Here is a 13,630-nt window from a genome sequence, read left to right on the forward strand (position 1 = left end):
CCGCGGTCCAGCCTTGACGTGTCCCGTTCCGTCCCGGCCCACCCTCCGGCGTAAGCCCTCCGGCGCTGCCCGCCCCGCCGCACCGACAGGCCCCGTCACCACCGCGGTGAACTGGGCCTTTTCTTTTTCTGATCATTTATGGCCCTAGATCGACGATCTACCGTCAACGGTTTTGAGGCATTACCGCTTTCGGGGCCAATCCCTGCGTGCGATCATTTGCTGAGAAGCAATCTCAGGTCAATTCCGTTTGTGGCGCTCTGTTTTGATCAGGTTCCGCTCCCTACAATCCGTCCACATCTTGAGCTCAGCCCCAGCGTCAAGGAGGACGAATGGCGGGGCTTTCTACCCCTCATCAGTTTGACCATCCCTCAACCTTCGCAGCCGCAGTCCTGACAGACGACAACCGTCTCATCGTGATGGTGATCGCGGCCGTCGCGCTCGCGGCGCTCGTCGTCGCAGGTGTGCTCGTACGACAAGTACTCGCGGCAGGCGAGGGCACCGACAGCATGAAGAAGATCGCGGCAGCGGTCCAGGAAGGCGCGAATGCCTATCTGGGTCGGCAGATGCGCACTCTCGGCGCATTCGCCGTCGTGGTGTTCTTCCTGCTCATGCTGCTGCCCGCGGACGACTGGAATCAGCGCGCCGGAAGATCGATCTTCTTCTTGGTCGGAGCGGCGTTCTCGGCGACCACCGGCTATATCGGTATGTGGCTCGCCGTACGCAGCAATGTGCGCGTCGCAGCCGCCGCCCGAGAGGCCACTCCGGCAGAAGGTGAACCCGAAAAGGATCTCACCGCTGTCTCGCACAAGGCCATGAAGATCGCTTTCCGCACAGGCGGCGTTGTCGGCATGTTCACGGTGGGGCTCGGTCTTCTGGGCGCCTCCTGTGTGGTGCTCGTCTACGCGGCCGACGCGCCGAAGGTGCTCGAAGGCTTCGGCCTCGGCGCCGCGCTGATCGCGATGTTCATGCGTGTCGGCGGCGGCATCTTCACCAAGGCCGCCGACGTCGGCGCCGACCTGGTCGGCAAGGTCGAGCAGGGCATTCCGGAGGACGATCCGCGCAATGCCGCGACCATCGCCGACAACGTGGGCGACAACGTCGGCGACTGCGCCGGTATGGCCGCCGACCTCTTCGAGTCGTATGCCGTGACGCTCGTCGCCGCGCTGATCCTCGGCAAGGTGGCGTTCGGCGACTCCGGGCTCGCCTTCCCCCTGCTCGTTCCGGCCATCGGGGTCGTGACGGCGATGATCGGCATCTTCGCGGTGGCGCCCCGGCGCTCCGACCGCAGCGGGATGAGCGCCATCAACCGCGGATTCTTCATCTCCGCGGTCATCTCGCTCGTCCTCGTGGCCGTGGCGGTCTTCGTCTACCTGCCGTCCACGTACGCCGACCTGGACGGGGTCACGGACGCGGCGATCAAGGGCCACGACGGCGATCCGCGGATCCTCGCGCTTGTCGCCGTCGCCATCGGCATCGTGATGGCCGCGCTGATCCAGCAGCTCACCGGCTACTTCACCGAGACCAACCGGCGTCCCGTGCAGGACATCGGCAAGACCTCGCTCACCGGCCCGGCCACCGTCGTCCTCGCCGGTATCTCCCTCGGTCTGGAATCGGCGGTCTACACCGCGCTGCTGATCGGGCTCGGCGTGTACGGGGCGTTCCTGCTCGGCGGCACGTCGATCATGCTCGCCCTGTTCGCGGTGGCGCTCGCCGGTACCGGCCTGCTCACCACGGTCGGCGTCATCGTCGCCATGGACACCTTCGGTCCCGTCTCCGACAACGCGCAGGGCATCGCCGAGATGTCCGGTGACGTCGAGGGTGCGGGCGCGCAGGTGCTCACCGACCTGGACGCGGTCGGCAACACCACCAAGGCCATCACCAAGGGCATCGCCATCGCGACCGCGGTCCTCGCGGCGTCGGCGCTCTTCGGGTCGTATCGCGACGCCATCGCGACCGCGGCCAAGGACGTCGGCGAGAAGATGGGCGACGGCGCCCCGATGAACCTGGTGATGGACATCTCGCAGCCCAACAACCTGGTGGGCCTGATCCTCGGCGCCGCGGTCGTCTTCCTCTTCTCGGGGCTTGCGATCAACGCGGTGTCGCGGTCGGCGGGCGCCGTGGTCTACGAGGTGCGGCGGCAGTTCCGCGAGCACCCCGGGATCATGGACTACAGCGAGGAACCGGAGTACGGACGCGTCGTCGACATCTGCACCAAGGACGCGCTGCGCGAGCTGGCCACACCGGGTCTGCTCGCCGTGCTCACGCCGATCGCGGTCGGCTTCTCGCTCGGCGTCGGCGCGCTCGGCTCGTTCCTGGCGGGCGCGATCGGCACGGGCACGCTCATGGCGGTCTTCCTCGCCAACTCCGGTGGTGCCTGGGACAACGCCAAGAAGCTCGTCGAGGACGGGCACCACGGCGGCAAGGGCAGCGAGGCGCATGCCGCGACCGTCATCGGTGACACGGTCGGCGACCCGTTCAAGGACACCGCGGGTCCCGCGATCAACCCCCTGCTGAAGGTGATGAACCTGGTGGCGCTGCTCATCGCGCCCGCGGTGGTCAAGTTCAGCTACGGGGACGACGCCAGTGTCGGGATGCGGGTGCTGATCGCGGCGCTCTCCATCGTGGTCATCATCGGCGCGGTCTACGTCTCCAAGCGGCGCGGCATCGCCGTGGGGGACGAGGGCAACTCCGAGCGGGTGGCCAAACCGGCCGACCCGGCGGTGGTCTCGTGACTGGTTGACCCGGTGATTCGGTGACTCCGAGTCGGGCTCTGCCCAACACGCGGGCGGACGGCGCTTTTTGATGCGCCGTCCGCCCGTCGGCGTGTACGGGGCGAGTCGTGAGCCTTATCTCGCGCTCCTCACCCTTACGCCGCTTGGTGCAAATGGCTGCAATAGCGGATGTACCAGGCCCCCGGCATGCGGATGTAGCCCAGTTGGCGTGTAAGTTCCGGGGCCGAGAGCCATGGAAGGGACCAATCCGGTGAACAAGAAGCTTGCAGCCGCACTGTCCGGCGGTGCGGTACTGGTACTCGCTTTGTCTGGGTGCAGCGACGACGGCAACAAGAAGCTGGACGACTGGGCCAAGAAGGTCTGTGACTCGGTGCAGCCGCAGTCGAAGAAGATCGCGGACGCCAACACCGCGATCCAGAAGGAGACCTCTGACAACAGCGCGCCGGCCGACGTCCAGAAGACCGACTCCAAGGCGTTCCAGGACATGTCCGACGCCTACAAGTCGATGGGCGACGCCGTGAAGAACGCGGGCGCGCCCCCGGTCGACGACGGCAAGAAGAAGACGGACGACGCCGTCAAGGAACTGAACGCCATCTCCAAGTCGTACGGCGACCTGAAGAAGCAGGTCGACGGCCTGGACACCAAGAACCAGGCGGACTTCGCCGACGGCCTCAAGGACGTCGCGGGCGACCTGGACAAGCTGAGCAAGAGCGGTAGCGAGGCGCTGGAGAAGCTCCAGGAGGGGGAGGTCGGCAAGGCGATGCGCAAGCAGGAAAGCTGCAAGAGCGCGTCCGCCACGCCCTCCGCCAAGAGCTGACCCCGAGTTGATCCCGGGCTGATCCCGGGCTGATCCCGAGCTCACTCCGGGGCAACTGCGAGCCGACTCCTTCGGCCGTACGTTCCCGATGCTCCCGATGCCCTCGGCACCCAGGCGGTGCCGAGGGCATCGGCGCGCCCGGCGGGCCACAATGGAGGGGTGAGTAACGCCAGCCTTCCCCTGCCCTCGTCCGACCGCGCCGATGTCGCCGCCGCCCTGCGCGACGCGCTGCTCGCCGCCGACTTCACCGCCGACGGGCTGCTCGACCTGCTCGGCGCCCCCGCCTACACCGCGCTCGCACGCAGTGAGACCGTGCCCGCGCTGCGGGCCACGCGCGGGGACGGGGCCCTCCCGGCGCTCGTACGCCTCTTCCTGCTGCAGGAATCGGTGCCCCACGCGCGCGTGGCGGACGTTCTGCCCGTCGACGTACTCCTGGAGAGCGACTGGCTGGCCGAGCGGGACGGTGAGCTGTGGGCGACGGTGGACGTGCGGCCGTACGGCGGACCGAGCGGTGAGGACTGGTTCATCGTCTCCGACCTGGGCTGCGCGGTCGGCGGCGCGGGCGGCATCGGCAAGCACGAGGAAGGCGTCGTCCTCGGGGTGGGCGGCGCGTCCACCACCCTGGCGGGCATCACCGTGCGCGGGCCCGTCGCGAGCGCCCTCGACCTGGGCACCGGTTCCGGCATCCAGGCCCTGCACGCCGCGCAGCACGCCACGCGCGTGACCGCGACCGACCTCAACCCCCGTGCCCTGCGGTTCACCCGGCTCACCCTGGCGCTGTCCGGCGCCCCGGAGGCGGACCTGCGGGAGGGCTCGCTCTTCGAGCCGGTGGCGGACGAGACGTACGACCTGATCGTGTCCAACCCGCCCTTCGTGATCTCGCCGGGGGCCCGCCTCACGTACCGGGACGGCGGCATGGGCGGGGACGATCTGTGCCGGTCGCTCGTTCAGGAGGCGGGGGAGCGGTTGAACGAAGGGGGGTACGCGCACTTCCTGGCCAACTGGCAGCACGTGGAGGGCGAGGAGTGGCAGGACCGGCTGCGGTCCTGGGTGCCGCGCGACTGCGATGCCTGGATCGTGCAGCGCGAGGTGCAGGACATCACGCAGTACGCCGAGCTCTGGCTGCGGGACGCGGGGGACCACCGCACGGACTCCGCGGAGTACGCCGCGCGGTACGACGCATGGCTGGACGAGTTCGAGGCGCGGGGCACGCGCGCCGTCGGATTCGGCTGGATCACGCTCAGGAAGACGGCCGCCGCCGAGCCGTCCGTCACCGTCGAGGAGTGGCCGCACCCCGTCGAGCAGCCGCTCGGCGACACGGTGCGGGAGTTCTTCGAGCGGCAGGAGTACCTGCGTGCGCACGACGACGCCGCGCTGCTCGCCGCGCACTTCAAGCTCGCCGACGAGGTCGTGCAGGAGCAGGTCGGACTGCCGGGCGCCGAGGACCCGGAGCACGTCGTGCTGCGCCAGCACCGCGGGATGCGGCGGGCCACCAAGGTGGACACGGTGGGCGCCGGGTTCGCGGGTGTCTGTGACGGCTCGCTGAGCGCCGGACGGATCCTGGACGCCATCGCGCAACTGGTCCAGGAGGACCCGGTGTTGTTGCGGGACCGGACGCCCGCGCAGATCAGGCTCCTCGTGCAGCAGGGCTTTCTGCTTCCTGCGGGGGCGTAGCCGCTCTGCGCATCGCGCCCGATCGAAGAGGGAGAATCAGCCAACTTCCCGCCCGCACCGGGCATTTCGGATGCGACGCGGGCGGGCCGCTCGCCGTTCACCCCGATTTCGTACTCCCGATTCCCGTGCGTGTCAGCCTCCCGGCAGGGAACTCGGCACGGGGAGGCAAGGCCATGGAGAGCGGACCAGCGATCTTCGCCGGAACGGTGTTCGCACTGTTCGGCGCCGGACTGCTGATGTGGACCGGTGCGCGTGTCGCGCACCGCTCGCCGGTCGCCCAGGGTGTGAACCCCATCGCATCGGCGACGTTCGCGACGCTCGCGGGATCGGGCGCGCTGCTGCTCGGAGTGTGGTGCTTCACGCGGCTGTGAGACGGCTCGGGCGACACGGCGGAGCATTTGCTTCCGGTTGATCGGACACGCGTGGCACGGCCGCGGGACACCCGCGCCCAGGCAGGGCGGACCCTCTCTCCGAGGCCCTGCGGCCACCTGCTTCCCAGTGATCGCACAGGTGGCGCGCGGGCCCCGGCCACGCAGGGCGGCGAAACAGCGGGTCGCCACTCCGGGCGGCAGGAATGGCGGTAGTCGGGTTACCGTTCGAGTGGCCGTTGCGGGCTTTTCCCGTTTGACACGGGGGCGGGATGTACCGTCACACTCCGCAGCGACAGCGCAACGCAAGCCATGCGGGCACTGTCACCGCACTGCCACGAGCATTGCCACCGTGCAATGCGACTGGGCGGTGCCACGCGGCAGTGCGACCGATGCACTGCTGCCGCGCACTGCCACCGAGCGTCGACCGGAGAGAAGAGCGAAGTTGTCCCCGACCAGCGAGACCGCACAGGGCGGCCGCCGACTCGTCATCGTCGAGTCGCCTGCCAAGGCGAAGACGATCAAGAGCTACCTCGGCCCCGGCTACGTAGTCGAGGCCAGCGTCGGGCACATCCGTGACCTCCCCAACGGCGCCGCGGAGGTGCCCGACAAGTACACCGGCGAGGTGCGCCGCCTCGGCGTGGACGTCGAGAACGACTTCGAACCGATCTACGTCGTCAATGCCGACAAGAAGTCGCAGGTCAAGAAGCTCAAGGACCTCCTCAAGGAGTCCGACGAACTCTTCCTCGCAACCGATGAGGACCGCGAGGGCGAAGCCATCGCGTGGCACCTCCTCGAGGTCCTGAAGCCCAAGGTCCCCGTCCACCGCATGGTCTTCCACGAGATCACCAAGGACGCGATCCGCAGCGCCGTCGCCAACCCGCGCGAGCTCAACAAGCGCATGGTCGACGCGCAGGAGACCCGCCGCATCCTCGACCGTCTGTACGGCTACGAGGTCTCGCCGGTCCTGTGGAAGAAGGTCATGCCGCGCCTGTCGGCAGGCCGTGTGCAGTCCGTGGCCACCCGCCTCGTCGTCGAGCGGGAGCGCGAGCGCATCGCCTTCCGCTCCGCCGAGTACTGGGACCTGACCGGCACCTTCGGCACCGGCCGCGCCGGTGACGCCTCCGATCCCTCGCAGCTCGTCGCCCGCCTCACCACGGTCGACGGCAAGCGCGTCGCACAGGGCCGCGACTTCAACTCCGTCGGACAGCTGAAGGCCAACAGCGCGGCCACGCTCCACCTGGACGAGGCGAACGCCCGCGCGCTGGCCGCCGCCCTCCAGGACACGGCCTTCTCCGTACGCTCGGTCGAGTCCAAGCCCTACCGCCGCTCGCCGTACGCCCCGTTCCGTACGACGACGATGCAGCAGGAGGCCTCGCGCAAGCTGGGCTTCGGCGCGAAGGCCACCATGCAGGTGGCCCAGAAGCTGTACGAGAACGGCTTCATCACCTATATGCGTACGGACTCCACGACCCTGTCGGACACGGCGGTCACCGCCGCCCGTGCGCAGGTCACGCAGCTCTACGGCAGCGACTACCTGCCGGACAAGCCGCGCACGTACGCCGGGAAGGTCAAGAACGCGCAGGAGGCGCACGAGGCGATCCGCCCGTCAGGGGATCGTTTCCGCACGCCCGCCGAGACCGGCCTGACCGGCGACCAGTTCCGGCTCTACGAGCTGATCTGGAAGCGGACCGTCGCCTCCCAGATGAAGGACGCGACGGGCAACTCCGTCACGGTCAAGATCGGTGGCCGCGCCGCCGACGGCCGCGACGCCGAGTTCAGCGCGTCCGGCAAGACCATCACCTTCCACGGCTTCCTCAAGGCGTACGTCGAGGGCGCAGACGACCCGAACGCCGAGCTGGACGACCGCGAGCGCAGGCTCCCGCAGGTCAACGAGGGCGACGCGCTCTCCGCCGAGGAGATCTCGGTCGACGGCCACGCGACGAAGCCCCCGGCCCGCTACACCGAGGCCAGCCTCGTCAAGGAGCTCGAAGAGCGCGAGATCGGCCGCCCGTCGACGTACGCGTCGATCATCGGCACGATCCTCGACCGCGGATACGTCTTCAAGAAGGGGACGGCCCTCGTGCCCTCCTTCCTGAGCTTCGCCGTCGTCAACCTGCTCGAGAAGCACTTCGGGCGCCTCGTCGACTACGACTTCACCGCCAGGATGGAGGACGACCTCGACCGCATCGCGCGGGGCGAGGCCCAGGCGGTGCCGTGGCTGCGGCGCTTCTACTTCGGCGAGGGCGAGGGCTCCGGCGGCGCCGCCGACGCGGGCAACGGAGACGGCGACCACCTCGGCGGACTCAAGGAGCTCGTCACCGACCTCGGCGCGATCGACGCCCGCGAGGTGTCGTCCTTCCCGGTCGGCAACGACATCGTGCTGCGCGTCGGCCGCTACGGCCCCTACATCGAGCGCGGCGAGCGGGACTCCGAGAACCACCAGCGCGCCGACGTCCCCGACGACCTGGCGCCGGACGAGCTGACCGTCGAGTACGCGGAGGAGCTGCTCGCCAAGCCGAGCGGCGACTTCGAGCTCGGCGCGGACCCGCACAGCGGCAACCAGATCGTCGCCAAGGACGGCCGCTACGGCCCGTACGTCACCGAGGTGCTCCCCGAGGGCACCCCGAAGACCGGCAAGAACGCGGTCAAGCCGCGCACGGCCTCCCTCTTCAAGTCCATGTCGCTCGACACGGTCACCCTTGAGGACGCCCTCAAGCTGATGTCCCTGCCGCGCGTGGTCGGTGCCGACGCGGAAGGCGTCGAGATCACCGCGCAGAACGGGCGGTACGGGCCGTATCTGAAGAAGGGCACCGACTCGCGCTCCATCGACGCCGAGGAGCAGCTCTTCACCATCACGCTGGACGAGGCCCTGGAGATCTACTCCAAGCCGAAGCAGCGCGGCCGCGCCGCCGCCAAGCCGCCCCTGAAGGAGCTCGGCGAGGACCCGGTCAGCAAGAAGCCGGTCGTCGTGAAGGACGGCCGTTTCGGGGCGTACGTCACGGACGGCGAGACGAACGCGACGCTGCGGGCGGCCGACTCCGTCGAGGACATCACCCCGGAGCGGGGCTACGAGCTCCTCGCGGAGAAGCGGGCCAAGGGCCCGGCCAAGAAGACGGCGAAGAAGGCACCCGCCAAGAAGGCACCGGCCAAGAAGACCGCTGCCAAGAAGACGGCGGCCAAGAAGACCACTGCCGCGAAGAAGACCACCGCAAAGAAGACTGCCGCCAAGAAGACGGCCGCTTCCCAGGGTGCTGCTTCGGAGGAGTGACCCTTCAGAGAAGTGACCCTTCAGAGAAGTGGCGCTTCTGAAGAGTGATGTTCCCGTGCCGGGTGTCCTGATTTGGGCGCCCGGCACAGTGGATTCCGCGCATCTCGCCCGTCACGGGACCTGACGGTCGTTTGTTCGGGTGGCTCCGCGGGGAGCGGGTCCGTCCAGATAGGCTGGACGGATGACGCGTGCCGAGCAGCCAACGGCCGGAAACCCGGCCCCCGACGACGCCCTGGTCGCAGATTCCCGAGAGCGTGCCGTCCGCGCCTTGCTGCGCGTACCCCAGCTGAAGAGGCTGTGGAGCGCCCAGCTCGTCGACAGTGTCGGCGACGCGCTCGCGCTGCTCGTCCTGGTGATTCTCGCGCTCCAGTCGGCCATCGCCGAAGGCGCCTTCGGAGGCGGCTACCGAGGCGTCGCCTTCGCCGTGACCGCCGTCTTCGGAGCACGCGTTCTCGCGACGCTGCTCTTCGGAGCGGTGCTTCTGGGCCCGCTCACCTCGCTCACCTCTCCGGACGGTCCGCTCGACCGCCGATGGACCATGATCGGCGCCGACGGAGTCCGGGCCGCGCTGCTCGTCGTCGCCCCGCTGTGGATCGACTGGACCCCGGACAACGCCCTCGCGGTGATCCTGGTGACGTCGTTCGTCATCGGCGTCGCCGAACGCTTCTGGACGGTCGCCAAGGAGAGCGCGGCCCCCGCGCTGCTGCCCGCACCGCCCCTGGAGGGCGCGACGGTACGACCGCTGCCGGACCACATGGACGCACTGCGGCGCCTGTCCCTGCGTACGGGATTCCTTGCGCTGCCCATCGCGGCCGCGACCCTCGTCGGCATCACCCTCATCGGCAACCTCCTGGGCGCGGGCCTCGACTGGTTCGAGCTGCACCAGGCCGGGCTCGCCTCCTTCGTGGCGGCCGGGCTCTTCGCCGCTTCGCTGTCGATCGTCTACTTCCTCGAACTTCCCGGTACGCAGACGCCCCGCGCGCGCAGCCCGCTCGAGGGGCTGCGCAGGCCGCGTACCGGCACCGGCACCGACAAGGGCCGCACCGGCGCGATCCTGCTGTTCGTCGCGGCCTGCGCCGCCGTCGCGGGGGCCGTCGCGGCCGCCGTCGCCGTCGCCGTGCTGCACGCCAAGGACCTGGACGGCGGACCCGTCACGTACGGCCTGATCGTCCTCGCGCTGACCGGCGGCACCGCCATCGGCATCCGCACCGCGCCGTCCCTGCTGCCCACGCTCTCGCGCCGCAGGCTGCTCGCCATCGCCATCGCCCTCACCGGCATCGCACTGCTCGCCGCGGGCCTGGTGCCCGACGTGACGACGGTGCTGCTGCTCCTGGCCCTTGCCGGGGTCTGCGCGGGCGTCGCCGCGAACATCGGCCACGCGCTGCTCGACCAGGAGGTCGAGGACTACCGCAGGGCCCGCACCACGGAGCACCTCCACGCGGTCGTACGTCTCTCCCTCGCGCTCGGCGCGCTGGTGGCCCCGGTGGTCGCCGCCGCGATCGGGCCGCACCGCATGGTCAACGGCAAGTTCGTCTTCGACCACGGCGGCGCCGCGTTCACGCTCATGCTGGTCGGCGCCCTGCTCCTGCCGGTGGCCGCGCTCGTCCTGGCCAAGGCCGACGACCGACAGGGCGTCCCGCTCAGGAACGACCTGCTGGACGCGCTGCGCGGCGGCGACGACCCGGTGCAGTCCGCCTGCGCCACCGGCTTCTTCATCGCCCTGGAGGGCGGCGACGGCGCAGGCAAGTCGACGCAGGCCGAGGCGCTCGCCGAGTGGATCCGCGCCAAGGGGCACGAGGTCGTCGTCACGCGCGAGCCGGGGGCGACGCCCGTCGGCAAGCGGCTGCGGTCGATCCTCCTCGACGTCTCGTCGGCCGGTCTCTCGCACCGCTCAGAAGCGCTCTTGTACGCCGCCGACCGCGCGGAGCACGTCGACACCGTCGTGCGCCCCGCCCTCGAACGCGGCGCCGTGGTCATCTCCGACCGCTACATCGACTCGTCCGTCGCCTATCAGGGCGCCGGCCGTGACCTGTCGCCGACCGAGGTCGCCCGCATCAACCGCTGGGCGACCGGCGGCCTCGTACCCCACCTGACGTGCCTGCTCGACGTGTCGCCCGAGGCCGCCCGCGAGCGGTTCACGGAGGCGCCCGACCGACTGGAGTCGGAGCCCGCCGAGTTCCACGCGCGTGTGCGGTCCGGTTTCCTCACGCTCGCCGCCGCCGACCCGGGGCGGTACCTGATCGTCGACGCCGCCCAGGAGCCCGAGGCGGTCACGACCGTCATCCGGCACCGGCTCGACCTGGTGCTCCCGCTCTCCGAGGCCGAGGTGAAGGCGCAGGAGGAGGCCCGCAAGGCCGCCGAGGAGGAGGCGCGGCGCAAGGCCGAGGAAGAGGCCGCGCGCAAGGCCGAGGAGGAGCGTCTGGAGCGCGAGCGCCAGGAGCAGCTCGCCAAGCTCCGCGCCGAGGAGGAGGAGCGCAAGCAGCGCGAGCTGGAGGAGGCCCAGCGCCGCGAGGCCGAGCGCCAGGCCGAGGAGGCCAGGAAGCGTGCCGAGGAGGCACGGCGCAAGGCCGAGGAGGAGAAGGCGCGGCTGCTCGCCGAGGAGAAGGTGCGGGCGGCCGAGGAGGCGCGGCGCCGCCGGGAGGCCGAGGAAGAGGCGCGGCTGCGCGCCGAGGCGGAGGAGCGTCGGCTCGAGAAGCAGCGGAAGGCCGAGCAGGCGCTGCTGCGGGCGGAGGAGGCGCGGCGGCTCGCGGCGGCTTCTGCGGCGGCGGCCACGGCGGTCTCGAATCCGGTTCCGGCTCCTGAGCGGAGGGCCCCGGCTCCCGCGCGGAAGGCCCCTGCTCCTGAGCGGAAGGCTCCGGCTGCGGAGCAGCAGACGGCGGCGCCCGAGCAGCAGACGGCGGCCCCCGAGCAGAAGGCCCATGCTCCTGCGGACAAGGCGCCTGCCGCGCCGCCCGTGCCCGACAACGAGACCACCGTGCCCACGCCCGTGGTGAAGCTCCCCTCCGGAGCGGCCGACGAGACGGCCGTGCTCCCGGCGGTCGGTGCCGAGGGGCCCGGCGCGGAGGACACCGCGGTGCTGCCGCAGCCGCCCGCTCCGGAAGGCGCCACGGACGAGACGGCCGTGCTGCCTGCCGTGGGGCAGGACAAGGTTCCGCCGGGCTACTTCCGGGACGAGCGGCCCGCGCCCCCGTCCGACGGCGGCAACGACAGGACCCGCGAGCTGCCCCAGGTCGACGAGCAGGGAGTGCCCCGGCGGGCTCCCTCCGACTGGGCCGAGGAGACGCCGCTCGACGACCTGCCGTCGCTGGCCGACGAACTGCTCGGGTCGCACGACGAGGACGACAGGGACGACAGGAACGACGAAGGCGGCGGGCGGGGTCGGCGCGGCCGACGAGGTCGCTGAGGTCGCTGAACACCGCGGCCGGGCCGGATTGTCAGAGGCGTCCTTCACAATGGGCAGTCCGGCAGAACAGCAGAGCGCAGCGTAAGGCGGTGACCCCATGAGCGTGTGGGACGACCTGGTGGGGCAGGAGCGGGTGGGCGAGCAGCTGGGCGCCGCCGCCCGGGACGCCGACGCGCTGGTGACCGCGGCCGCCACGGACACGCCGCCTCCGGAGTCGTCGAAGATGACGCACGCCTGGCTGTTCACGGGCCCGCCCGGCTCCGGCCGGGCCACCGCCGCCCGCGCCTTCGCCGCCGCCCTGCAGTGCACGAGCCCGGACCGCGCGCTCGGCGGCGCCCCCGGCTGCGGCTTCTGCGACGGCTGCCACACCAGCCTCATCGGCACCCACGCCGACGTGGAAGTGGTGCGTACGGACATGCTCTCCATCGGCGTGAAGGAGACCCGCGAACTCGTCAGGCGCGCCCAGCTCTCGCCCGCCGTCGGGCGGTGGCAGGTCATCGTCATGGAGGACGCCGACCGCCTCACCGAGGGCGCGGGGAACGTGCTCCTGAAGGCCGTCGAGGAACCCGCGCCCCGCACGGTGTGGCTGCTCTGCGCGCCCTCCCTGGAGGACGTGCTGCCGACCATCCGCTCCCGCTGTCGGCACCTGACGCTGCGTACGCCTCCCGTGGCCGCGGTCGCCGACGTGCTCATCCGCAGGGACGGCATCGAGCCGGACGTCGCGGCGGCCGCGGCGCGCGCCACACAGGGGCACATCGACCGCGCCCGGCGGCTCGCGACCGACCCGCGCGCGCGTGAGCGCAGGGCCGCCGTCCTGAAGCTGCCGATGCGGGTGGCGGAGATCGGCGGCTGTCTGAAGGCCGCGCAGGAGCTCATCGACACGGCGACCGAGGACGCGAAGCAGGTCGCCGAGGAGGTCGACGTCAAGGAGACCGAGGAGCTCAAGGCGGCGCTCGGCGGGGGCCAGGGCGGCCGGATGCCGCGCGGCACGGCCGGTGCGATGAAGGAGCTCGAGGACAAGCAGAAGCGGCGCAGGACCCGTACGCAGCGCGACAGCCTCGACCTCGCGCTCACCGACCTGACCGCGCTCTACAGAGACGTGCTCGCCCTGCAGCTCGGCTCGCAGGTGGCCATCGCCAACACCGAGGTGCAGGACATGCTGCAGCGCCTGGCCCTGGGCGCCTCGCCCGAGGCCACGCTCCGCCGCATCGAGGCCATCAGCGCCTGCCGCACCGCCCTCGATCGGAACGTGGCGCCGCTGCTCGCGGTCGAGGCGATGACGGTGGCGCTGCGGGCGGGGTGAACGTCCGGGCTCTGGCCATGGGTTGACGAGTTCACTCTTACGAGCGCGTTGAGTGATCACTC

The 13,630-nt window shown here is 70.6% G+C and carries 7 protein-coding genes; all 7 read left to right on the forward strand.

What is annotated here, in order from left to right; translation table 11 throughout:
- Window positions 1–329 precede the first annotated feature (329 nt).
- Window positions 330–2,732 carry a sodium-translocating pyrophosphatase gene (locus AC068B_RS26585; RefSeq protein ID WP_478674139.1) on the forward strand — a complete coding sequence of 801 codons (2,403 nt, stop codon included), beginning with the start codon at window positions 330–332 and terminating at the stop codon, window positions 2,730–2,732.
- 232 nt (window positions 2,733–2,964) lie between these two features.
- Complete coding sequence (locus tag AC068B_RS26590; RefSeq protein ID WP_478674140.1) at window positions 2,965–3,549, forward strand: small secreted protein; 585 nt, start codon at window positions 2,965–2,967, stop codon at window positions 3,547–3,549.
- Between the two features lie 159 nt (window positions 3,550–3,708).
- Window positions 3,709–5,223: a DUF7059 domain-containing protein gene (locus AC068B_RS26595; protein ID WP_478674141.1), complete on the forward strand. Its 1,515-nt coding sequence runs from the start codon at window positions 3,709–3,711 to the stop codon at window positions 5,221–5,223.
- A gap of 173 nt (window positions 5,224–5,396) precedes the next feature.
- Window positions 5,397–5,594: a hypothetical protein gene (locus AC068B_RS26600; RefSeq protein ID WP_055567456.1), complete on the forward strand. Its 198-nt coding sequence runs from the start codon at window positions 5,397–5,399 to the stop codon at window positions 5,592–5,594.
- A gap of 442 nt (window positions 5,595–6,036) precedes the next feature.
- Entirely contained in the window at window positions 6,037–8,862 is a 2,826-nt protein-coding gene (gene topA / locus AC068B_RS26605; RefSeq protein WP_478674142.1) for a type I DNA topoisomerase, read from the forward strand.
- Between the two features lie 181 nt (window positions 8,863–9,043).
- Window positions 9,044–12,265 carry a dTMP kinase gene (gene tmk / locus AC068B_RS26610; RefSeq protein WP_478674143.1) on the forward strand — a complete coding sequence of 1,074 codons (3,222 nt, stop codon included), beginning with the start codon at window positions 9,044–9,046 and terminating at the stop codon, window positions 12,263–12,265.
- 97 nt (window positions 12,266–12,362) lie between these two features.
- Complete coding sequence (locus AC068B_RS26615; RefSeq protein ID WP_478674144.1) at window positions 12,363–13,568, forward strand: DNA polymerase III subunit delta'; 1,206 nt, start codon at window positions 12,363–12,365, stop codon at window positions 13,566–13,568.
- Window positions 13,569–13,630 lie beyond the last annotated feature (62 nt).

The organism is Streptomyces sp. NPDC042371 (genome assembly GCF_056437465.1).

Coding starts and splice junctions, on each gene's coding strand:
- AC068B_RS26615 (WP_478674144.1), top strand. CDS start 12,363: ATGAGCGTGTGGGACGACCTGGTGGGGCAGGAGCGGGTGGGCGAGCAG.
- AC068B_RS26600 (WP_055567456.1), top strand. CDS start 5,397: ATGGAGAGCGGACCAGCGATCTTCGCCGGAACGGTGTTCGCACTGTTC.
- AC068B_RS26585 (WP_478674139.1), top strand. CDS start 330: ATGGCGGGGCTTTCTACCCCTCATCAGTTTGACCATCCCTCAACCTTC.
- AC068B_RS26590 (WP_478674140.1), top strand. CDS start 2,965: ATGGAAGGGACCAATCCGGTGAACAAGAAGCTTGCAGCCGCACTGTCC.
- tmk (WP_478674143.1), top strand. CDS start 9,044: ATGACGCGTGCCGAGCAGCCAACGGCCGGAAACCCGGCCCCCGACGAC.